This window comes from Ruegeria sp. B10 (assembly GCF_056539825.1).
Window position 1 is genome coordinate 46873 of sequence record NZ_JBQFVP010000018.1, and the last position, 21817, is coordinate 68689.

The 21817-nt window shown below is 57.7% G+C and carries 30 protein-coding genes; 2 read left to right on the forward strand and 28 right to left on the reverse strand.

Annotation, left to right across the window (positions count from 1 at the left end):
- Window positions 1-20: 20 nt before the first annotated feature.
- Together ACR0J4_RS20935 and hemP are read right to left on the reverse strand one after the other, a co-directional pair.
- Window positions 21-497: a hypothetical protein gene (locus ACR0J4_RS20935; protein WP_170643903.1), complete on the reverse strand. Its 477-nt coding sequence runs from the start codon at window positions 495-497 to the stop codon at window positions 21-23.
- On the reverse strand, window positions 494-661 hold the full coding sequence (gene hemP, locus ACR0J4_RS20940) for a hemin uptake protein HemP (RefSeq protein WP_170484503.1): 168 nt from the start codon (window positions 659-661) through the stop codon (window positions 494-496). Before hemP ends, ACR0J4_RS20935 begins: the two co-directional genes overlap by 4 nt.
- Window positions 662-880: 219 nt before the next feature.
- Between hemP and gph the strand changes: the two genes are divergently transcribed.
- A complete protein-coding gene (gene gph / locus ACR0J4_RS20945) occupies window positions 881-1555 on the forward strand; it encodes a phosphoglycolate phosphatase (protein WP_170643905.1) in 675 nt (224 codons plus the stop codon).
- A 251-nt stretch (window positions 1556-1806) separates the two neighbouring features.
- Here gph and dld read toward each other — a convergent pair whose 3' ends face one another.
- From dld to ACR0J4_RS20965, 4 genes are all read right to left on the reverse strand, one after another.
- The gene (dld, locus tag ACR0J4_RS20950) at window positions 1807-3495 is read right to left on the reverse strand and encodes a D-lactate dehydrogenase (RefSeq protein ID WP_170643907.1); all 1689 of its coding nucleotides are present in this window, start codon (window positions 3493-3495) and stop codon (window positions 1807-1809) included.
- Window positions 3496-3511: 16 nt separating this feature from the next.
- Complete coding sequence (locus tag ACR0J4_RS20955) at window positions 3512-4663, reverse strand: alpha-hydroxy acid oxidase (RefSeq protein WP_170556428.1); 1152 nt, start codon at window positions 4661-4663, stop codon at window positions 3512-3514.
- Between the two features lie 12 nt (window positions 4664-4675).
- Window positions 4676-6739: a TRAP transporter large permease subunit gene (locus ACR0J4_RS20960; protein ID WP_170643909.1), complete on the reverse strand. Its 2064-nt coding sequence runs from the start codon at window positions 6737-6739 to the stop codon at window positions 4676-4678.
- A gap of 115 nt (window positions 6740-6854) precedes the next feature.
- Window positions 6855-7904, reverse strand: coding sequence for a TRAP transporter substrate-binding protein (locus tag ACR0J4_RS20965; protein WP_170380531.1), 1050 nt, complete (start codon window positions 7902-7904; stop codon window positions 6855-6857).
- A 313-nt stretch (window positions 7905-8217) separates the two neighbouring features.
- On the opposite strand from ACR0J4_RS20965, the gene ACR0J4_RS20970 reads away from it, so the two are divergent.
- Window positions 8218-8991, forward strand: coding sequence for a FadR/GntR family transcriptional regulator (locus tag ACR0J4_RS20970; RefSeq protein WP_170468578.1), 774 nt, complete (start codon window positions 8218-8220; stop codon window positions 8989-8991).
- Between the two features lie 69 nt (window positions 8992-9060).
- Here the strand turns inward: ACR0J4_RS20970 and comE are convergent, their stop codons facing one another.
- The 22 genes from comE to rplV form a co-directional block, all read right to left on the reverse strand.
- Window positions 9061-9615, reverse strand: a complete 555-nt coding sequence (comE, locus tag ACR0J4_RS20975; RefSeq protein ID WP_170468580.1) for a sulfopyruvate decarboxylase subunit beta — start codon at window positions 9613-9615, stop codon at window positions 9061-9063.
- Entirely contained in the window at window positions 9612-10118 is a 507-nt protein-coding gene (locus ACR0J4_RS20980) for a sulfopyruvate decarboxylase subunit alpha (RefSeq protein WP_170468582.1), read from the reverse strand. The genes comE and ACR0J4_RS20980 overlap by 4 nt, the downstream gene beginning before the upstream one ends.
- Before the next feature lie 51 nt (window positions 10119-10169).
- Window positions 10170-10577, reverse strand: coding sequence for a universal stress protein (locus ACR0J4_RS20985; RefSeq protein ID WP_170468584.1), 408 nt, complete (start codon window positions 10575-10577; stop codon window positions 10170-10172).
- Window positions 10578-10677: 100 nt separating this feature from the next.
- The gene (gene hisD, locus ACR0J4_RS20990) at window positions 10678-11985 is read right to left on the reverse strand and encodes a histidinol dehydrogenase (RefSeq protein ID WP_170643911.1); all 1308 of its coding nucleotides are present in this window, start codon (window positions 11983-11985) and stop codon (window positions 10678-10680) included.
- A 325-nt stretch (window positions 11986-12310) separates the two neighbouring features.
- Window positions 12311-12499: a 50S ribosomal protein L30 gene (gene rpmD / locus ACR0J4_RS20995; protein WP_074736195.1), complete on the reverse strand. Its 189-nt coding sequence runs from the start codon at window positions 12497-12499 to the stop codon at window positions 12311-12313.
- A gap of 13 nt (window positions 12500-12512) precedes the next feature.
- Window positions 12513-13076: a 30S ribosomal protein S5 gene (gene rpsE / locus ACR0J4_RS21000; RefSeq protein ID WP_170356677.1), complete on the reverse strand. Its 564-nt coding sequence runs from the start codon at window positions 13074-13076 to the stop codon at window positions 12513-12515.
- Between the two features lie 116 nt (window positions 13077-13192).
- Window positions 13193-13552 (reverse strand): 50S ribosomal protein L18, encoded by a 360-nt coding sequence (gene rplR, locus ACR0J4_RS21005; protein WP_039523386.1) that lies wholly within the window; start codon window positions 13550-13552, stop codon window positions 13193-13195.
- Between the two features lie 11 nt (window positions 13553-13563).
- Entirely contained in the window at window positions 13564-14097 is a 534-nt protein-coding gene (gene rplF / locus ACR0J4_RS21010) for a 50S ribosomal protein L6 (RefSeq protein WP_170373361.1), read from the reverse strand.
- Between the two features lie 11 nt (window positions 14098-14108).
- A complete protein-coding gene (rpsH, locus tag ACR0J4_RS21015) occupies window positions 14109-14501 on the reverse strand; it encodes a 30S ribosomal protein S8 (protein WP_170373360.1) in 393 nt (130 codons plus the stop codon).
- 13 nt (window positions 14502-14514) lie between these two features.
- A complete protein-coding gene (gene rpsN, locus ACR0J4_RS21020; RefSeq protein WP_068340744.1) occupies window positions 14515-14820 on the reverse strand; it encodes a 30S ribosomal protein S14 in 306 nt (101 codons plus the stop codon).
- A 19-nt stretch (window positions 14821-14839) separates the two neighbouring features.
- A complete protein-coding gene (rplE, locus tag ACR0J4_RS21025) occupies window positions 14840-15400 on the reverse strand; it encodes a 50S ribosomal protein L5 (protein ID WP_170356680.1) in 561 nt (186 codons plus the stop codon).
- Entirely contained in the window at window positions 15393-15704 is a 312-nt protein-coding gene (rplX, locus tag ACR0J4_RS21030; RefSeq protein WP_010437096.1) for a 50S ribosomal protein L24, read from the reverse strand. Before rplX ends, rplE begins: the two co-directional genes overlap by 8 nt.
- Before the next feature lie 2 nt (window positions 15705-15706).
- Window positions 15707-16075 carry a 50S ribosomal protein L14 gene (gene rplN, locus ACR0J4_RS21035; protein WP_008757934.1) on the reverse strand — a complete coding sequence of 123 codons (369 nt, stop codon included), beginning with the start codon at window positions 16073-16075 and terminating at the stop codon, window positions 15707-15709.
- A 76-nt stretch (window positions 16076-16151) separates the two neighbouring features.
- Entirely contained in the window at window positions 16152-16382 is a 231-nt protein-coding gene (gene rpsQ / locus ACR0J4_RS21040) for a 30S ribosomal protein S17 (protein ID WP_008757253.1), read from the reverse strand.
- Window positions 16383-16386: 4 nt separating this feature from the next.
- On the reverse strand, window positions 16387-16593 hold the full coding sequence (gene rpmC, locus ACR0J4_RS21045; protein WP_039538276.1) for a 50S ribosomal protein L29: 207 nt from the start codon (window positions 16591-16593) through the stop codon (window positions 16387-16389).
- A gap of 215 nt (window positions 16594-16808) precedes the next feature.
- The gene (locus ACR0J4_RS21050; RefSeq protein ID WP_170556423.1) at window positions 16809-17417 is read right to left on the reverse strand and encodes a Rossmann-fold NAD(P)-binding domain-containing protein; all 609 of its coding nucleotides are present in this window, start codon (window positions 17415-17417) and stop codon (window positions 16809-16811) included.
- 15 nt (window positions 17418-17432) lie between these two features.
- Window positions 17433-18053, reverse strand: a complete 621-nt coding sequence (locus ACR0J4_RS21055; protein WP_170643913.1) for a 2OG-Fe(II) oxygenase family protein — start codon at window positions 18051-18053, stop codon at window positions 17433-17435.
- 88 nt (window positions 18054-18141) lie between these two features.
- Window positions 18142-19509 (reverse strand): ArsB/NhaD family transporter, encoded by a 1368-nt coding sequence (locus tag ACR0J4_RS21060; protein WP_170643915.1) that lies wholly within the window; start codon window positions 19507-19509, stop codon window positions 18142-18144.
- A gap of 23 nt (window positions 19510-19532) precedes the next feature.
- Window positions 19533-19997, reverse strand: coding sequence for a CBS domain-containing protein (locus ACR0J4_RS21065; protein ID WP_170642080.1), 465 nt, complete (start codon window positions 19995-19997; stop codon window positions 19533-19535).
- 301 nt (window positions 19998-20298) lie between these two features.
- Entirely contained in the window at window positions 20299-20712 is a 414-nt protein-coding gene (rplP, locus tag ACR0J4_RS21070) for a 50S ribosomal protein L16 (protein ID WP_058283513.1), read from the reverse strand.
- 12 nt (window positions 20713-20724) lie between these two features.
- Window positions 20725-21435, reverse strand: a complete 711-nt coding sequence (gene rpsC, locus ACR0J4_RS21075) for a 30S ribosomal protein S3 (protein WP_008758042.1) — start codon at window positions 21433-21435, stop codon at window positions 20725-20727.
- On the reverse strand, window positions 21435-21815 hold the full coding sequence (gene rplV / locus ACR0J4_RS21080; RefSeq protein WP_039538267.1) for a 50S ribosomal protein L22: 381 nt from the start codon (window positions 21813-21815) through the stop codon (window positions 21435-21437). The genes rpsC and rplV overlap by 1 nt, the downstream gene beginning before the upstream one ends.
- Window positions 21816-21817: the final 2 nt, after the last annotated feature.

The window sequence follows — 21817 nt, forward strand, 5'->3', positions numbered from 1 at the left end:
GCCGGGGTTTCATTTGCCGATCAATGCAACACGGCCGAGGGGGTTTGATGACCCGTTGTCGGCATTGGAACGGCGGCTGTCATGCGGCGCAGGGCCATCCCCAGCTCTTCTGATAAAGAGGCAAGGGCGGGCGCAAAATCCGGGCGCACGATCAGTGAGGCCATCATCATCGCGTCTTCGCGCGCGCCTTCCGATGCGGCGGCAATCATCTGGGCGAAACAGTTTTCGTCCGCGCCCAGACAGGCACATCCCAATCCATGGCGGATCAAGGGACGGCGACCGTGGTTGGCGCAGAGCGAGCACAGACGATCCAGGGTCAGCATCGCGGCACGCCCTTGATCCGCGCCAAAGGCGATATCAAAATCACTGGCAGCGTCGGCGCGGCCTCTGGCACCTTCGCTCCAGAGGCGCAGATACATCACCGCGCCTGCCTCGATCGGGGCGAGGTCCGTCAGACGTCCGACGGGTGCGCCGCCCCGCGACGACGGGCTGCTCATTTTGTCAGGATCAGTTTGCCGGCGCGGGTGATGCGCAGCGTATAAAGCTGATCACCCAGTTCGATATGGGCGAGATTGCCCCCTTTGGTCAGCTCTTCGGCCTTGTGCGAAGGCAGCATGGATACGGCAAAGGACTGGGTGGCGATAGGGGTCTGCGCGTTCATTTGACAACTCCGGAGTATCTCAGGCAAGGACCTGAACTGTTCGCTTTCTCAATGACCTGGCTGACCCGAGTCTGGGGTGGCTGTCGGCTTCTGCTCTTATTCTTATTATTTTAGTAAGGATTGTCAAGCCGCGCATTTGCGGTTGCCGAAAGATGCAATATTGCGCCTTCTTAACGGGCAGGTTAGGCCTGAACGCATAGGTAAAACACTGAGGTCACAATGGGCGCGGCAATTGTATTTGATCTGGACGGAACTCTGGTCGACAGCCTAGGTGACATCGTTGCAGCCGCGAACCAGACGCTGAGCGATCTCGACCTGCCCCCCCTGCCGCGCGAAGTGATCGGGCGATTCGTAGGCAACGGTCTCCCCAAGCTGGTCGAGCGCATGATCCGGCACTGCGAGCTGCCTCTGGATCGTCTTGGCGAACTGACGAAGGTGACGCTCGCGCATTACACGGCAGGGGCCAGCAAGACGACGGTGCCCTATCCCGGCATTCCTCAGGCGTTGGCCAGCTTGCAGTCGCAGGGGCACATACTGGGCGTCTGCACCAACAAGCCCGAGGCCCCTGCCCGGCATATTCTCGACGTACTGGACCTGTCGCAATACTTCGATGCGGTTCTGGGTGGCGATAGCCTTACCACCAGGAAACCCGACCCTCAGCATCTATTTGCAAGCTTCGACGCATTGCCAGCTCATGGGTCGCGTGTTTTCGTGGGCGACAGCGAGGTGGACGCAGAAACAGCCGAGCGCGCCGAGATCCCGTTTCTCCTGTTCACGCAGGGCTATCGGAAGTCGCCCGTGACAGATATTCCGCATGACATTGCCTATGACAAGGCGGACGAGATTCCGTCCTTGGTCGCGCAGATGCTGCAGATGTCTGCTCAGGTGAAATAGGCCTCAGTGCATACCCTGAAAATTATTGAGGGGCCGGCCGAGGGGGTATGGACCAGCCCCTCATCGGGGAAACTCTGTGTGGCCCATCGTGGCCAGTTGTTGTCTCTTGTTTAGCGGGCCGCGACATATGGCGAAATTGGGGGATTCCCGTAGGGCTGGATTTTTTTGCCTCAACGCAGCAGTGAAACCTGCGCCTGACCTCAGGTTTGAGGGGCGATCGGTGCCCTGACCATAGGCAACATGCGTCCGATTTATTCGGGCTCGGCGTAGTTTCGTGCTTTGGACATTTTACCGATCCCCGGATTGAAGGAATTGGTCGGGTCGCAGCATTTGTAATGGGCGGCCAGATCGGGTTTGGCCTTGTACAAATGCCCCACATTATGTTCAGCCGGATATTCCGCGCCTCGCGTGTCGAACAACTCCAGCATTGCGGCTTTCAAAGCCTTTGGGTCGGCGCCTTTTTTGACCACGTAGTCCTGATGCATCACATGGCACATGAAATGCCCGTAATAGAGCTTATGGACCAGTTGATCCTCAATCTCGGGCGGAAGCGTCTCAAGCCAGTCCTGATCGTTACGCCGCAAAGCCACATCGAGCGCAATGATGTCTTCGACTTCATTGCCATGCAACGCCATGTACCTGACGGCAGCCCCGGCGGCGGCAAAGCGGTGCAAGCCCGCGATCTTGGCCTCTCGCGGGGTGCACTCAAAAGCATCGCCGTCACGATCTTTCAGGAATATGGGCAGCCATTCGGCAGCCTCGGCAATCCCTTCGTTCTTCATCTTCAGGATCAGATGGTGTTCGTAACGGTCGCGAAACGCAAACATCCGTTTCGGCAAGACACGCGGCCAGACCGAGACCGCCATCTGCATGAATCGGTCGGTAAAGTTGCGCAGGAAGGGAATTCGGCGCAGGCGGGCATCGACTGCGCCTTTGAGCGCAAAGAACATCGGCAGCCGGTCAGTGCCCAGCTTGTCGATCATCACGACCGTATCCTTGCCGTATCGCGCCGTTATGTCGAACACCTCGCGCTGCATGTATTCAGCGGACACCGGCAGCGACTTGAATTCCGACAGGATATGACGGCGCAGGGCGGCCAGATCATCGGGGCTGTTGGTTCCGATGTAAAAGACCTTCTCGGCCTCGTTCTTGGGGAACGTATCAAGCCGAACGGCAAAGACGGCCAGCTTGCCAGCCGAGCCAGCGGATTCGAACAGCTTCGCCTTGTCCGCATTGAACCGCGCTGGCGTTTCTGCGTCGACATCACGCACGATCTGCGCGTAGTCACTGGCCGAGGCGCGTTTGTTCGTGGCCCCCGGGTTCCGGTCGAACGTACCTGCATCGAGATTTGCCAGGATCTCTTCCGGCGTGTCGCCCAGATCAATTCCCAGATGGTTGACCAGCTCCAGCTCGCCCTTCTCGGAAATCCGCGCATGGACGGACAGTTCGGTGTAAACGGGGCCACGTTCCACCAGTGACCCGCCCGAGTTGTTGCAGACCCCGCCCACTATCGACGCGCCGATACATGAGGAGCCGATCACCGAATGCGGTTCTCGCCCCAATGGGGCCAGCAGTTTTTCCAGCGCAAACAAAGTGGCGCCGGGAAAGCTGACGATCTGCTCGCCGTCGTTCAGCGGTACCAGAGTGTCCATGCGGCGCGTGTTGATCAGTACCACGTCCCGGTCATAGCTGCCCGAGGGGGTCGACCCTTCGGTCAGGCCGGTGTTGGCCGCCTGCATGATGACAATCTTATCGGCTGCAACGCAAGCCTGCAAAACCTTCCACTGCTCCACAAGGCTGCCGGGCTGAATGACGCACAACGCCTCGCCTTCGCCCGAGCGGAAACCGCGCCGGAACCGTTCGGTCGCGCGTTCGCCAGTCAGGACATGCCGCGCACCAACGACCAAGCGGAAATGTTCAATCAACGCGTCATTGGTCATGGCATTCCTCGTGTCTTTATGCGGCGCGGAAACGGATATTCTCGCGGCTCAGTTGGTCGATTCTAGTCACACCCATCAGCTTCATGTCGCGTTCGATCTCGGCCCGCATGAGACCCAGCGCGCGTTCGACACCCGGCTGACCAGCGGCAGCCAGAGGATACAGGTACTGACGTCCAACACCGACCGCTTTCGCGCCGATCGAAAGCGCCTTCAAAACATGAGTACCGCGCTGAATGCCGCTGTCCATGATCACGTCCAGCTTGTCGCCAACCGCATCTACGATCTCGGCCAGTTGATCGAACGGCGTGCGTGAGCCATCCAGCTGCCGCCCGCCATGGTTCGACAGAATGATCCCGGTACAGCCAATTTCAGCCGCGCGCTTGGCATCTTCAACAGTCATGATCCCCTTGAGGCAGAACTGACCATCCCAATCGCGCACCATCTGCGCGACGTCATCCCAATTCATCGACGGGTCCAGCATCTCGGTGAAATAGCCGCCGATCGAGCTGGCGCCGCCGCCCATATCCACATGCTCTTCCAATTGCGGCAGGCGGAATTTTTCGTGGGTGACGTAGTTGATCCCCCACATCGGCTTGATCGCAAACTGGATCATGCCGCCCAGTGTCAGGCGGAATGGGATCGAGAAACCGGTGCGCAGGTCTCGTTCCCGGTTGCCGCCGGTGATGCTGTCGACGGTCAACATCATGACCTCAACCCCGGCTTCTTTCGCACGCTGCATCATCGCTGCGTTCAGGCCGCGATCCTTGTGGAAATAGAACTGATAGACCTGCGGGTTCTTGTGTTTTTTGCGTAGCTCTTCAAGCGAGACGGTGCCCAGCGAAGACACACCGAACATAGTGCCATATTTCTCGGCCGCTGCCGCCACAGCCCGTTCGCCCTGATGGTGGAACAACCGCTGCAGAGCGGTGGGCGAGCAGTAGAACGGCATATCCAGCTTCTGGCCCATCACGGTGACGGACATGTCCACGTCCTTCACCCCGCGCAGCACCGAAGGTAGCAGATCGCAGCGGTCAAAAGCGGCGGTGTTCTGGCGATATGTCACCTCATCATCCGCACCGCCGTCGATATAGTTGAAAATCGGCCCCGGCAGGCGGCGCTTGGCCAGCTGCCGGAAGTCGTGAAAGTTGTGGCAATCTGTCAGGCGCATAACGTGATCTCCTTAATACGCCACAGAGGGCAGCCAGGTGGCGAGTGTCGGCCAAAGGAAGACAAGCGCCAATCCGGTCAGTTGTAGCAGCACAAAGGGGATGATGCCTTTGTAGATATGCATCAGCTTGATCTCGGGCGGGCAGACGCCTTTCAGGTAGAAGAGCGCGAAGCCAACCGGCGGTGTCAGGAAGCTGGTTTGAAGCGTCACCGCCACCAAGATCACGAACCAGACCAGTGCGGGTTCATCCAGCACTCCGAAGCCCGGAATATCGATGCCCAAGCCGTTCACGATCGGACGCATCAGAGGCAGCACGATCAGGGTGATCTCGATCCAGTCCAACACGAAACCCAGCAGGAATACGATGAACAGGATGAACAGGATCGTGCCATTGGCACCGAAGCCGGTGGATTGGACCACGTGCTCGATCAGTTCATCGCCGCCAAGTTCCCGCAGAACATAGGAGAATACCGTCGCGCCAAGGAAGATCGCAAAGATGTAGGCGGTGGTGTTGAAGGTCGAAACCAGCACGTTCCACAGTTTCGCGAAGGTCAGCTTGCGATATCCCAGCGCCAACAGCGTCGCGCCCAATGCACCGATGCCAGAGGCCTCGGTCGGGGTGGTCAAACCTCCGAAGATCGAGCCCAGAACCGCGAGGATCAGCAGCAGTGTTGGAATGACGGCGATCAGAACGTCTTTGACAGCATCCCAGTCGGGCGCCTTTGCCCCTTCGGGCACGGGGGCCGCGTCGCGCTTCACCTGTGCGAGGATGAAGATATAGGTCAGGTATAGCCCCCCGATGATCACACCGGGAAAGACGGCGGCCATGAACAGGTCTCCGACGGACAGAGCCATCTGGTCGGCCATAATCACCAGCATGATCGAGGGTGGGATCAGGATACCCAGCGTGCCCGAAGCAGAGACCACGCCCGCTGCCAGCGTCGGCTGATATTTCTGCTGCATCATCGACGGCAAAGACAGCACGCCCAGCAGCACGACGGAGGCCCCAATAATACCGGTCGAGGCCGCCAGAATGATCCCGATGAGGGTCACAGTAATGGCGAGGCCACCTCGCACGGTGCCGAACAGGCGCTGCATCGAGGTCATCAGACGTTCGGCCACACCGGATTCGTCCAGCATCAGGCCCATGAAGATGAACATCGGCAGGGCAACCAAAACCGCGTTGGACATGGTCGCGTAGACCCGGTTCACCACCGCGCCGAGGGTCAAATAATCGAGCCCGGTAAAGGTGCTCTCCAACCCGGTCCACAGCATCAGGTCATTGTCGAACAGGTAAGCAAGACCGCAATAGGCAACACCTACACCAGCCAGCACCCAGGCCACCGGATAGCCGGTGAAGAGCAGCGCGATGAAGGTCAGGAACATCGCAATGACCAGTTTTTCTTCGGTCGTTTCGACCAGGAAGGTCAGACCCACACAGACGGCGGCAAATACAGCCAGCACCAGCAGGATACGACGCAGCGGAGCCCCTTCGCGTTCTGAGGCCGGTCCGTACATCAGTGCGTGCCCGTCGTGGATCAGCCGCGCCAGCGCAGCCAACGCCAACAGAACAAAGCTGATTGGAATGACCGCCTTGAAGGCCCAACGCGCAGGCAGACCGGTGGGGCTATCCGAGCGTTCGTTGACGCGGAAGCTTTCGTAGAAATAGTCATAGCCCTGATCGATCATCAGATAGATGAACGGGGTCAGCAGGGTCAGAATGCCGATCACCTCGATGATCCGCTGCGCCCGGCGGGACAATTGCATATGCAGCACGTCGACGCGCACGTGGCTGTCCGTGATCAAGGCATATGAGATGCCGATCATCGTAACGATGCCGTAGAAGTGCCACTGGATCTCATCCAGTTTGGGGTAGTTCTGGCTGAGCAGATAGCGCAGCGCGACCTGCGAAAAAATCGCCGCCATCAGCAGCACGTTCGCCCACATGACGACATGGCCGACAGCCTTGACGCCGGCATCAATGGCTACGGCGATCTTTTGGCGGTCGGTATCGGGATGCTCCAGGATGCCTTCATAGGCCTCAACCGGATCTTTGGTGGTATTTGGATTGCTCATGGTCATTCCTCGCCCGGCAGCCCTGTGCAAGGGCGGTGAAAGTTTGGAAAAATCCGAAGATCAGAAATCGATTGGGGCAGCAGTGTCCGCTGCCCCAGAGACGTCAGTGAGGAAGTTACTGACGTGGGAGGAAGGCGTTGGTCTTCCAGAGGTTGTAGCCGTCACGGAACTCGGTCATGTCGGCCAGAACCTTGGCAAAGAAAGCGTCATTTGCGGCCTCTTCGGCGGCGACCTCTTCCCAAGTGCTGCGGAAGGTATCCAGCATCTCGGGTGACCACTGCTTGAGGGTGACGCCGTTGTTTTCAACGTTGTCGATCAGAGCCGCGTGCTGGATCGCTTCGCCTTCGGCAAAGCTGTCGGCCATCGAAGCCTTACAGGCGTTTTCGATGATCGCCTTGTGCTGCTCGCTGGTCTCTGCCCAGACGTCTTTGTTGATCATCAATTCGAACACGGTCGCTTGCTGGTGCCAGCCGGGGAAGTAGTTGAACTTGACCAGCTTGTGGAAGCCCAGACGCGCGTCGATGGCGGGCATCGAGAATTCGGTCGCGTCGATCGCACCTTTTTCCAGCGCCGGGAAGATCTCGCCACCGGGCAGCAACGAGGTCGCAACACCCAGTTTCTGCATAACCTTGCCGCCCAGGCCGAAGAAACGCATCTTCAGGCCGCTCAGGTCTTCGGGTGAGTTGATTTCTGTGGCGAACCAGCCCGATGTCTCGGGAGCAATGACAGCGCAAGGGATCACGTGGACGTTGTAGCCCGCCTGATCATACATCTCTTGGTACAGCGTCATGCCGTTGCCGTAGTAGAGCCAGGCCATGTATTCGCCCGCCTCAGGGCCGAAAGGAACGGCAGAGAACAGCGGAGCAGCCGGGATTTTACCCGCCCAGTAGCCCGCGGTGGTGTAGCCCGAGTTGATCTTGCCAGTCGAAACCGCGTCCAGAATTTCGAACGGAGGAACCAGTTTGCCCGGCTCATACACCTTCATCTTCAGCGTACCGCCCGACATCAGGTCCAACTGCTCGGCAACGCGCGGGATTGGCGAACCAAGACCGGGCAGTTCGGTCGAGAATGCAATCGGGGTTTTCAACAGCAGCTTGTCTTTAGCAACCGCAGGTGCGGCCATCAGGCTGGCGGCTACGGCAAGGCTCGTCAGGGTCTTTTTCATAATGTCTCCTCCTGGGTGGGTCGGGCATCTGCCTCAAACACAAACGCAGACCCCTGCGGGTTTGCATTAGTGGTTCACTAACTTTACCAGTGCTGCTCAGTCAATAATTTTATTTACCACTGGAACTGCAGAAGTGTTCCTGGCTGGGTGCACTCCGTTTCGATGGAAACCTACGTGTTTTCGGAAATTCTTATTTGGTTGAACGCATTAAGATGCATTTCCATGCTCGGACTGAATGCTTGAAAAACGCACCAATATGGTTACATTTATTTACCAATATATCTCACGTCGGCATCTTACTTAGGTATACCCCATGAACACCAAAGCGATTTTTGAACCGGTCGGACACGAATCGCTGGCCGACGCCGTGGTGGCGCAAATCGAAGACCTCATCGCGTCGGGTATTCTGAAACAGGGCCGCAAGCTGCCGTCCGAGAGGGATCTGGCCGAGATGCTTCGGGTCTCACGGCCGAAGCTGCGCGAAGCACTGGCCGTGCTGGAAGAGCGCGGGCTGGTCACCACTCAGCATGGTGAGGGGACCTTTGTCGCCGCCCTAACCGGGCAAGCGATGTTGCCGGCCCTTCTGGCGCTCTACGAACGGCACGAGCCCGCCTTTTTCGACCACCTGGAATACCGCCGCGAACAAGAAGGCTTTGCCGCCCGTCTTGCCGCCCGTAGGTCCACCAAGGCCGACAAGGAGAGGATCGCCGAAATCCTCGACGAAAATGTGCGGGCGTGGGAGGCGAACGATGCGCAAGCCTCACGCGAGGCGGATTTCGCCCTGCATGCGGCCATTGTCGACGCCAGCCAGAACGCCACTTTGATCCATATGATGGCCTCGATCTACGAACTGACCAAGCGCGGCGTTTTCTATAACCGCAGTTTCCTGAAATCGATTGACGGTTCGGGCAAACAGTTGCTGGATCAGCACCTTGCCCTGGGTCAAGCGGTGATTGACGGAGACGAAAAGCGCGCCGAACAGGCCGCGCTGGACCATATCGACTTTGTCGAGCGCTCGTTCAGGACGGGGATAGAACAGCAGCGCCGCGAGGTTATGGCCGAGAAACGGCGTCTTCTGTCGCGCTAGACATTTAGTGCCAAAGCCGCCCGCAAAGGACGGCTTTGATCAGTGCATTCGGCAAAACCGAAGAAGTGTTTAGGCCTGTACGGCCTTCATAAACCGATCTCGGATCACCACTGGGTCCATCGTGATCGGCGGCATCTTGGCGTTGCCGCTTTCGCATTTGCTGACGATGATGGTCATCTGCCGGGCGTCCAACGCCTCTTGTAACACGCGACCTGTGTCCTCGGCGGCGCATTCAATCACGTGCTCACATCCTGCCGCAGCCGCCATTTTCGCCAATGACGTCTTCAACCCGGCATAGGTCGGCTGATCCCCGGTGGATCCGTATGAGCCATTGTCGACGATCAGCAGGATGTAATTGTCAGCCACGTTGTTCGCGATGGTCGGCAGCGTTCCCAGATTGGTCAGAACGGACCCGTCCCCGTCGATCACGATCACCGGCTTGGGCTGGGACAGGGCCAACCCCAGACCTATGGATGAAGCCAACCCCATCGTGCCCAGCATGTAGAAATTCGTTGGCTGGTCATCTATTGCGTGCAGCTCTTGGCTGGGAATGCCGATGTTGCAAACCACCAGTTGATCCCGCAGGATCGGAGCGATTTCTTTCAGGATTTCAGAACGGATCATTGGTCGCCATAGCCTCCCCAGAAGTTGGCATCGGTCAGAATGGCGACCGGCTTGTTGCACATGAACGTGTATTTCAGGATCGCATCCAGCTCGGCCACATCCGCCTGATGGTGAAAATGGTAAGTCGGGATATTGAGCTGCGCCAACAACGCCTTGGTGTGAACAGCCATCTCGACCTGGCAGGCAATTGGCTCGCGCAGCTCACCCCGGTACGAGATCAGCATCGGCAGTGGCATCCGATAATACTGGATCAGGGTCGCCAAAGTGTTGATCGTCACACCGATCGCTGTGTTCTGCATGATAATGGCCGGGCGCTTACCACCCATCCATGCCCCCGCGCACAGGCCCATCCCCTCGTCCTCTTTGTTCGAAGGGATGTGATAGATGCCTTCGCGCTGGTCGATCTCATCAATGACACCGGCCAATTGCTTGCAGGGGACGGTGGTCACGAACGAAATGTCGTTCGCCACCAGATCGTCAGTGATCTTCTTGTCTATATTCATCTTCCGGCTGTCAGTCCTATTGTTGTCGCCCAAGGGCGTGATTGACGGTTATCACCTGCGGTACACATGCACCGCGCAAGGGGCATGACGCACAACGCGCGACGCTGTGGAGCCCAGGAAATAGTCGCTGAGGTCGGGCTTGTGAGACCCGATGACGATGCAATCGACACCTTTCTCTGCCGCATAATCTATGATCGTGCGCGCCGTGTGGCCCTTTACGAGTTCGGAACTTACCCCATCCAGCCCTTCGACTTTGCGCGACAGCTCCAGTCGGGCGCGGCGATATCCTTCTGCCACCAGATCCTTGTCCAGAAACGCACTGACCGAGCCCTGCGGCATTTCGTAAACATGCAGAGCAATGATCTCTCCGCCGCCCTGAGACAAGGCACGCGCCACTTCCAGAGTGTGTTGCGAGATATCGTGATCCAGCGCCATTGGAACGAGAACTTTCTTGTACATGTCAAACTCCTTTCGGCCCGGTCGGCCCTATCAAGCCAAGGATAGTACCCAGTGCGGTATCAAGGCCAGAGAACAGTTTGGCAGGTGGTGGTTGGACCGATCATCCCTCGGCACGCAGATCAAATTCCTCATCCGGGAAATACTTGGCGAGGCGTACATCGGCCGCCCGTGCATGCCCCTCCATCCCTTCCACACGCGAAATCCGAGCGGTGGCAAGGGCTATGGGTTTTGAACCTTCCCGAGTCGCCCGCTGCCATGTCACGATTTTCATGTATTTGTGGACGCTCAGCCCGCCCGTGTAGCTGGCCGCCCCTGAGGTCGGCAGGACGTGGTTTGTGCCCGTTGCCTTGTCCCCATAGGATACAGTGGTCTCTTCCCCCAGAAACAAAGAGCCATAGCAGGTCAGACGGTCCAGCCACCATTCCAAGTCATCGGCCTGAACGGTTAGGTGTTCCGGCGCGTAGTCATCGGAGCAGGCGGCCATCTCTTCGCGATCCGAACAAACGATGACCTCGGCATAGTCGCGCCATGCAGCAGCCGCGTTTTCTCGGTTCAGGTCAGGAAGATCTGCGATCAGTTCGGGCACCAGTGTCATGACATTCTGCGCAAGCGCCCGGTCATCTGTCACCAGCCAGACAGGAGAGTTATACCCGTGTTCCGCCTGACTCACGAGATCGGTGGCCACAACAAGCGGGTCCGCACTGCTGTCGGCAAGGACTAGACTATCGGTCGGTCCTGCAATCATGTCGATGCCAACTTCACCGTAGAGGATGCGCTTGGCCTCCGCGACGAATTGGTTCCCCGGCCCTACAAGGATATTTGCGCGTGGCAGGCCGAACAGGCCGTATCGCATCGCGGCGACACCCTGCACCCCTCCCATCGCCAGAATACTGTCGGCCCCACAGATATGGGCCGCATAGACTACTGCAGGCGCAACACCCTCATCCGGTTTCGGAGGAGAACACGCGATGATGTGGCGGCATCCGGCGACCTTGGCGGTTGTTACGGTCATGATTGCACTGGCGATATGGCTGTAACGACCGCCGGGCACATAGCACCCCGCCGCATCCACTGGGATCGCCTTTTGACCAGCGATCACTCCGGGCACGATCTCGGTTTGGACGTCGGTCATCGTGGCCTTTTGCGCCTCGGCAAAATGGCGGACGTTGTTGTGGGCGAAACGGATATCCGCCTTCAGCTTTTCGGGGACCCGCGCAATTGCGGCGTCAATCTCGTCCTGCGTCATCAGAACGTTGCCGTCGAACCTGTCGAACTTGGCCGCATATTGCAGCGCTTTCGCATCGCCACCTGCTTCGATCTCCGCCAGGATGGTCTTGACCGTATCGTGAACCTCGGGCGCATCAGATTGCGCCGTCAGCATCGCCTTTTTGAGATAGTCGCGCGCCATAGTCAGCCCCTGCTCCCGGTTCTTGCCCGGCCACTCTGTCAGAGGCGAAATCGGCTTTGCAAGCGTTTGTGGGACCGCAAACGAAACTCTTTTCGATCTTCTAACCCCATTTAAGAAAAGATAAATTTCGGCATTGGGAAAGCTGAAACTCAGCCTCGCAAGAGGACCTCTGCGCCGTTATTGCCTTCGGATTCAGCGGGCGGATCGACCCTCTTCAAGGTGTGGGGTAGGCGGTCGAACGAGGCGATTCGCAGATGCACTCGGGCAAAAGAAAACGCCCCTGACACAGGTCAGAGGCGTTTCCAAGAAAATATTCAGAGGGCGCTTAGCCGCGCTCTTCGATGATCTCAACCAGATGCGGGATCTTGTTGACCATGCCGCGGACCGAAGGAGTATCCTCCAGTTCACGGGTGCGGTGCATCTTGTTCAGGCCCAGGCCGATCAGGGTTGCGCGCTGTTCGGCGGGGCGACGGATCGGAGAACCGATCTGCTTGACGACGATGGTTTTTGCCATTGCTCGCTACTCCTTACGCTTCGGCTTCAGCCGGTGCTTCGTCCCGCTTGGGCAGGATGTCGGCAACTTTTTTACCACGACGTGCGGCAACCGAACGCGGGCTCTGCTCTTTCTGCAGGCCGTTGATGGTGGCGCGGATCATGTTGTACGGGTTCTGCGAGCCCAGCGACTTGGACACAACGTCCTTAACGCCCAGCATTTCGAACACGGCACGCATCGGACCACCGGCGATGATACCAGTACCTTCAGGTGCGGTGCGCATAACCACTTTACCAGCGCCGTGACGGCCCTCGATGTCGTGGTGCAGAGTACGACCTTCGCGCAGTTGTACGCGGATCATCTGACGCTTGGCTTGCTCAGTCGCCTTACGGATGGCCTCAGGTACTTCTTTCGCTTTACCTTTGCCAAAGCCGACGCGGCCTTTCTGATCGCCGACAACCACCAGAGCGGCGAAGCCAAAGCGCTTACCACCTTTTACGGTTTTCGACACGCGGTTGATTGCGACCAGACGATCTGCAAATTCCGGTGCTTCTTCACGGTCGCGGCCACGGCCCCGACGGTTTTCACGTTCTGCCATTTGGCATCCCTTTTCTCATGTGGCGCATACGGCGCCGTTTGCTTCAATCCAAGTGAGCCCCGACTGTTGCCGAGGCCCCCGGATCATCGGGGCGGATCGAAACCCGCCCGCAAGTCTTAGATCTTCAGACCACCTTCACGCGCGGCGTCGGCAACTGCCTTCACCTTGCCGTGGAACAGGAAGCCACCACGATCGAAATAGGCCTCTTCGACGCCTGCCTTCTTGGCACGCTCGGCGATGGCCGCGCCCACTTTGGTGGCCGCTTCGACGTTGTTCTTGCCAACAACACCCAGATCTTTTTCCAGGGTCGAGGCCGATGCCAGGGTCACGCCGCGAACGTCGTCGATCAGCTGAACGCTGATGTTCTTGTTCGAACGGTGAACCGACAGGCGTACACGGCCGGCGTTGACTTTGCGAAGTTTGTTCCGAACGCGCAGGCGGCGCTTCAGAAACAGGGTTCTTTTGCTGTTTGCCATTGTTTGCGTCCTTACTTCTTCTTGCCTTCCTTGCGGAAGATGAACTCGCCCTTGTAGCGGATGCCCTTGCCTTTGTACGGCTCGGGACGGCGCCATTCGCGGATTTTGGCCGCGACTTCGCCCACCTGCTGCTGGTCGATACCTTCCACAACGATCTCGGTCTGCTTCGGCGCGGTGATGGTTACACCTTCCGGAGCAGTGAAATCAACATCGTGGCTGTAGCCCAGGTTCAGCTTCAGGGTGTTGCCCTGCATCTGAGCCCGGTAACCAACACCCTGGATCTCCAGCTCTTTTTTGAAGCCTTCGGTCACACCGGTTACCAGGTTGGCAACCATGGTGCGGCTCATGCCCCACTGCTGGCGGGCACGCTTGGACATGCCACGGGGGTCGATCTTGACCACGTTGTCTTCAACCGACAGCGTAACGTCGTCGGTGGCGGTGAAGCTGCGGGTGCCTTTCGGCCCCTTCACTTCGATGGTCTGACCCGACACAGAGGCGGTAACGCCGCTGGGCAGCTCGACCGGTTTTTTACCAATACGAGACATTGCAGACCTCCTTAGAAGACGGTGCAGAGCACTTCGCCGCCAACATTGTTGGAGCGAGCGTTTGCGTCCGACATCACACCTTTCGGAGTGCTGACAATCGACACGCCCAGACCCTGACGGACCTGCGGGATGTCATTGACGCCCATGTAGACGCGACGACCGGGTTTCGAAACCCGCTTCAGCTCGCGAATAACAGGGGTGCCTTCGTAGTACTTCAGGCTGATTTCGATGGCCGGATGACCGTTTGCACCGGTCGTCTTTTCATAGCCACGGATGTAGCCTTCGTCCGCCAGCACGTCCAGAACCCAACCGCGCAGCTTGGAAGCCGGGGTGGAAACGGTGGACTTGCCGCGCATTTGCGCGTTGCGGATACGGGTGAGCATATCGCCGATAGGATCATTCATATCTATGTCTCCCTTACCAGCTCGATTTCACCATGCCGGGGATCTGACCAGCAGAACCCAGCTCGCGCAGCGCGATACGGCTGACCTTCAGCTTACGGTAGTAAGCGTGGGGACGACCGGTCAGCTGACAACGGTTGTGCAGACGGGTAGCCGAGCTGTTGCGCGGCAGTTTCGCCAGTTTCAGACGCGCTTTGAAACGCTCTTCCATCGGGCGGCTCTCGTCATTCGCGATTTCTTTCAGCTCGGCACGCTTTGCGGCATATTTGGCCACCAGGCGTTCGCGCTTCTTTTCGCGTTCGATCATTGCTTTTTTAGCCATGTCTCAATCCTCCCGGCGCTTACGCGTTGAACGGCATGTTGAATGCTTTCAACAGGCTCTTCGCTTCAGCGTCGGTTTTCGCTGTGGTGGCAATTACGATATCCAGGCCCCAGACCTCGTCGACCTTGTCGAAGTCGATTTCCGGGAACACGATGTGCTCTTTCATGCCCATGGCAAAGTTGCCCTGACCATCGAAAGAAGGCTTAACACCGCGGAAGTCACGAACGCGCGGCAGCGCGATGGTGATCAGGCGATCCAGGAATTCGTACATCCGGTCACCGCGCAGGGTCACTTTCGCGCCCAGCGGCATGTCTTCACGGACGCGGAAACCCGCGATCGACTTCTTCGCCTTGGTTGCAACGGCCTTTTGACCAGCAATCGCAGTCAGATCTTCGACAGCAGCTTTCGCTTTCTTCGAGTCTTTGACCGCCTCAGCACCACAACCGATGTTCAGAACGATTTTGTCCAGCTTGGGCAGCTGCATGTCGTTCTTGTAGCCGAACTCTTCTTTCAGAGCGGCACGGATGGTTTCAACGTACTGAGCTTTCAGACGCGGGGTGTAGGTTGCGGAATCAAGCATCGATCACGTCCCCTGTGGTCTTGGCGAAGCGAACCTTCTTGTCACCTTCCATGCGGAAGCCAACGCGGGTTGCTTTGCCGTTCTTGTCCAGCAGCGCCAGGTTCGACAGCTCGATCGGGTTTGCCTGAGGCAGGCGACCACCTTGCGAGGTTTGCGACTGACGGGTGTGGCGGATGGCGATGTTGATGCCATCGACAACAGCTTTACCGGCTTTCGGGTCAACCGAGGTGATAGTCCCCTCTTTGCCCTTGTCCTTGCCGGCCAGCACGACGACCTTGTCGCCTTTGCGGAGTTTAGCAGCCATGATTACAGCACCTCCGGAGCCAGCGAGATGATTTTCATGAAGTTCTTGCCGCGCAGTTCGCGAACAACGGGGCCAAAGATACGGGTACCTACGGGCTCGTTGTTGTTGTTCAGGATGACGGCGGCGTTGCGATCGAAACGGATCGCGGTGCCGTCTTCGCGGCGGACTTCCTTGGCGGTGCGTACGACGACGGCCTTACGGACGTCACCTTTCTTTACGCGGCCGCGCGGGATGGCTTCCTTCACCGAGACGACAATGATGTCGCCGACGGAGGCGTATTTACGCTTGGAACCACCCAGGACCTTGATGCACTGAACTCGGCGTGCGCCGGAGTTGTCAGCGACATCCAGATTGGTCTGCATCTGGATCATGTGGTTTCTCCCGACCTGTGGGGGCTGGTCTCGTTAGATCCCCCAGGGTTTCGACAAATGGAAAAATCCCGGTAGCTTACGCTTCCAGAACTTCCCAACGTTTCGTCTTCGATTTCGGCGCGCATTCGATGATGCGTACGGTGTCGCCGACCTTGAAGGCGTTCTTTTCATCGTGAGCCCGGTATTTCTTGGACTTACGGATGGTTTTCTTCAGAACCGGATGCGTAAAGCGACGCTCAACGGAAACGGTTACGGTCTGTTCGTTGGCATCGCTGGTTACGGTGCCGGACAGGATACGCTTGGGCATCTGATTACTCCTCGGATGCCGCAGCAGCGGCCTTTTGGTTCAGAATGGTTTTGACGCGGGCAGCATTGCGGCGGGCCGCTTTGATACCGGCTGTGTTTTCCAGCTGACCGGTTGCCTGTTGAAAGCGCAGGTTAAAGCTTTCTTTCTTCAGGTTGGCCAGTTCTTCGCGGAGCTGGTCCGGGGTCTTGTCACGCAGTTCTTGGGCGTTCATCGCCTTTTTCCTTTGCTCAAAACACCAGAAGGCCCCGTACACGGGTCACCTTTGACCTGGTGGATGAATGATAGACATACGAATCGCCCGACAACGCCGGGAGACCGTAGGATGCCGCCGTATAAGGGTTTGGGGGGTGCGTGGCAAGAAGAAGTTTTAGGGTGCGACTTGGACAGAAAAACCGTATTTCACCGACGCCGGGTTGAAGCTGCGGCCTATGAATTGTCGTCTTTGATTTGCAATTGGTGAAATCCGCTGTCCAATACAGGTAACGAGTCACCAGCAGCCACGCCTCTTCTCAGCACTATTTGCAGCTCTGGGGCATATAGCATCCGTTCAGTAAACGCGTGGGAGCCCTCGACACTCTCTTTGAGCAAGACATCCCAAACTCGATACTTGCAGGCTCCAACTCTTTCAATCCGGTATCTTTGAAACTCAACCTCAATTGAACCCGACTGGGCATTGTCAGTGTTGGGATAGTCGACGAAGTCTGAGGTCCACTTCTTTTGACTGTCCAGGATATCTAGCGAGTCCAATTTTCGCTCATAACTTCGGAACCATTTTGTGTCGGGCAACCCTTGGGGAGGCAAGATTGGATGGGCAAAATAGACTTCTCGCCTAGTTTCATTTGCCCCCGGGTCGACGGTACTCGCAAGAATACCCCCTGCATGAGAGACGTATTCGATGTCATCCAGATTTTTGCCAGGCTCGCGGACAAGAACAATGCCGGTATCAACGTGTTCTTTACTGGGACACTCCGCACTAACCGAAGACGCCAGTAGCGCTACTAGAAAAGAACTGCCTAAAAAAAATTTAATCAACATTGAGGGTTTTCACTCTCATTCCCACTTATAGTTGAAACTGACGCTGATTCGATCATCCTCGGCCATATTCATCGGAACTTCGTGGCGCAGCCAACTTTCCCAAAGTAGCACATCCCCCACTTGAGGTTGAACATAAATGAAAGGTTGCAAGTCCCTTCGCCCAAATTTTAGGCGCGTCGGCGCGGCCATCATGCGACCTGAACGCGGATCCTCCAACTTCAGCGCGCTCGCCCCGTCCGGCATCACAACATAGGTCGTGCCCGAGATCACGCTGTGCGGGTGCAAATGGCTGGAGTGCATGCCGCCCTCGGGCAGGATGTTGATCCAAAGGTCTTCAAGCTTCAGCGCACCCTCACCCAGATCAAATTCCAAATCCTTGGCAAAGGCAGCGACGTGCTGATCCAGCGCTTTCACCAGGTCGCTAAAGATCGGGAATCGCCAGGGCAAATCAGTCAGCGAGGCGTAGCTGGTATAGCCGGGATAGCCGTTCTCTTCACACCATTCCTGCCCGGCCTCATCATCCTCGGCAATAGCAAGGCAGGAGTTTTCCAGCTCACCCGCGTCGATCTTGGGATCGAACTCGGACAAAGCTGCGCGATAGAGACGGGTAACGAAGAGTGATTCAATCTGTGCCATGCCCCGGCTATATCCCAGCCGAAGCACAAGGGCGAGAGCAGCCGCCTCAGAAAAGCGGCTGCTCGGGTGCGATCTTTCGTTTGGCGCTTTAGTAGAAGTAGCACAGCCAGAGGTAGACGTTGGCGATCATCAGGGTCAGGATCATGATCGGGAAGGCCATGAGCGCGAATTTGACGAAGCCAATCGGTTGCTTCGCCTTTTCGGCAAAGGCCGCAACCGTCAGGTTGGCACTTGCGCCCAGCAAGGTCCCGTTGCCGCCCAGGCAGGCGCCCAGAGCCAGCGACCACCACAGAGGCTCAATCGCATCGGGCCCGCCAAACGTGTCAGCCGTGGACTCGATCAGAGGGATCATCGTCGCCACAAAAGGGATGTTATCCAGAATGGCCGACAAGATACCCGAGGCCCAGAAGATGAAGAACGCGGTCCACATCATGTCGCCTTCGGTCAGCTCCAGCACTTTCTCACCGAAGAACTCAAGCAGGCCGACATGCTCGACACCTGCAACGATGACGAAGAGACCACCGAAGAAGAAGATCGTGATCCATTCGACCTCACCAAAGATGTGGTGCACGGATTCGGACTGTTCTTCGCCGTGTTGATGCCCGTAGGCCAGCAGCATCAGCAACGCGGCACCGGCCAGCGCCGAGGTGCCCGGCTGGATCCCGTAGCCATGGCCAAGCGTGAAGCCAAGAAGGGTCAGCGCCAGAACCGACAGGGATTTGATCATCAGGCCGACATCGCTGATCGCTTCGTTTTCGTTGAAACGCATGATCTTTTCGCAGGCCGATTTGGGGATGGCGGCCAGCGTGCGGCGGTTCATCAGGTAAATGATACCAGTCAGCACCACCAGACAGATGGCCGAGATCGGCGCAAGATTGACCACGAAGTCATTAAAGCTGAGGCCCGCAGCCGAGCCAATGATGATGTTCGGCGGGTCACCAATCAGAGTAGCCGTACCGCCCACATTCGAGGCCAGAATCTCGGCGAAAAAGAACGGGTAAACGCGCGTTTCCAGTGCGTCCGTGATCAGCAGGGTAATCGGTGCGATCAACAGAACAGTGGTCACGTTGTCGAGCAGAGCCGAGAACACCGCCGTGATCAGCGTCAGCATGATCAGGATGCCGGTTGGATTGGCCTTGACCGCCTTTGCGGCCTTGATGGCGACGAATTGGAACAACCCACATTTACTGGTGATCCCGACGATCACCATCATGCCAATCAGCAGCGCCAAGGTGTTGGCATCAACGCCCGCGACGGCCTGTTCCTGGTTGATGATGCCGAACAGCACCATCAGCGATGCCCCCAGCATGGCCAGAATGGCGCGGTTTACTTTTTCGGTTACCAGGACGGCATAAACAGCAATCAGGATACCGGTGGCGACCCACAGAGGGTCAATCCCCAACAGTTGAGGTACGGAGAACGCGTGTTCTCCATGCGAAACGGAATGGTCGGTCAATGGTCTGATCCGGTCTTTAGGGGTTAGCTCAGCGCGTGATCAATCAACGAGTTCGGGCTGACAGAGCCGACGAAGCGATTGGTCTCGGGTTCCACGAGGAAAACGTGGCGTTTGAATTTGTGGATCAGGAAAATGCCTTCCATCACCGGCGTGTCGGGTGCGAGAACCGGGATGTTTGCCGGGTTCGACATGTGATCTCCGACCCGCTCCTCGTTCAGGCGCTTGATCTGTTCGCTGATGTCTTCCTTGGTCAGATCCATAAAGCTGAGATGGCTGATCGCAACGCGCGATGTCTCATCGCTGACGCCAATACGGGCCGCACGCGGCAGGATCATCTTGATCAGCGTGGGTGCGGTGAAAACGCCTTGGAAGCTACCGTCATCCCCCACCACCGGCAAGAACCGGGCGCGGCTGTCGCGGATGATCTCAAACGCCTTGGCGACTGTATCATCGGGATGAATTGTCTTCTGTTTTTCAGGGGGGACCATAACGTCCCGGCAAATAAGGCCCATACGTGTCCTCGGTCTTTCAGCGGGGTTTCAGAGCCAAGGCACGGTACGCGCTCAAGCCGTGTCGGAGGGTGATCGACCCAAGCTCTGATTGAGAAGGTTTTGCGAGCGCTTCTTTTCACCAGATGAGAGAATATGCCACCCCTGAGCCCCATCTTTTTTGCAATGCCGGTATTGAATCTCGGAATTGGGCGCCTAACGGGTTTGCGAGAGGTCATAAACGAAAAAGCCCCCACCGATTTCTCGGCGGGGGCAATTCTGTTCGGGTTTCCCCAGTCGCTTACCAGTCTTCGCGAACCACGACGCGGGTCTTGATCGGCAGCTTCATCGCGGCCAGGCGCAGGGCCTCGCGGGCGATGTCGTCATTGACGCCGTCGATCTCGAACATCACGCGGCCAGGCTTGACTTTGCAGGCCCAGCGGTCGACCGAACCTTTACCTTTACCCATACGAACTTCGATCGGCTTAGCCGTGACCGGAGTGTCGGGGAAGATGCGGATCCAAACACGACCCTGACGCTTCATGTGACGCGTCATGGCACGACGTGCAGCTTCGATCTGGCGTGCAGTTACACGCTCAGGCTCAAGAGCTTTCAGGCCGTAGGTGCCAAAGTTCAGATCAGAGCCGCCCTTGGCGAGACCCTTGATCCGGCCTTTGTGCATCTTGCGGAATTTAGTACGCTTTGGTTGAAGCATATCTTTCCCTCCTTAGCGACGACCGCCACCAGCACCACGAGGTGCAGGGCCGTCCTGGAGTTCCTGTGCTTTACGGTCACGTGCCTGCGGATCGTGCTCCATGATCTCACCTTTGAAGATCCAGACCTTGATCCCGATGATCCCGTAGGGGGTCATCGCTTCGGCATGTGCGTAATCGATGTCGGCACGCAGAGTGTGCAGAGGCACGCGGCCTTCGCGGTACCACTCGGTCCGTGCGATTTCGGCGCCGCCCAGACGACCAGCGACGTTCACCCGGATACCCAGGGCGCCCATGCGCATGGCGTTCTGAACCGACCGCTTCATTGCGCGACGGAACGAAACACGACGTTCCAGCTGCTGAGCGATAGACTCGGCAACCAGCTGCGCGTCAAGCTCGGGCTTGCGCACTTCGACGATGTTCAGGTGCAGTTCGCTGTCGGTCATACGAGCAAGCTTTTTGCGCAGAACTTCGATGTCTGCACCTTTCTTGCCGATGATGACACCGGGACGTGCTGTGTGGATCGTAACGCGGCACTTCTTGTGCGGACGTTCGATGATCACACGGGCAACACCGGCCTGCTTGCACTCTTTGTTGATGAACTCACGGATCTTGAGGTCTTCCAGCAGAAGATCACCGTAGTCCTTGGTGTCGGCGTACCAGCGGCTGTCCCAGGTGCGGTTGACCTGCAGGCGCATGCCGATCGGATTTACTTTATGACCCATTAGGCTTGCTCCTCAACTTGACGCACCTTGATGGTGATCTCCGAGAACGGCTTCATGATCTTGCCGAAACGGCCACGGGCACGCGGACGACCGCGCTTCATGACCAGGTTCTTGCCAACCCATGCTTCGGCGACGATCAGCTCGTCAACGTCCAGGTTGTGGTTGTTTTCGGCATTCGCGATTGCGGACTGCAGGCACTTCTTGACGTCCTGCGCGACACGCTTGTTGCTGAAAGTCAGGTCGGTCAGAGCCTTCTCAACTTTCTTGCCGCGGATCATTTGCGCAACCAGGTTCAGTTTCTGCGGGCTGGTGCGAAGCATGCGGGTTTTCGCCATTGCTTCGTTTTCAGCCACGCGGCGGGGGTTCTTTTCCTTGCCCATGA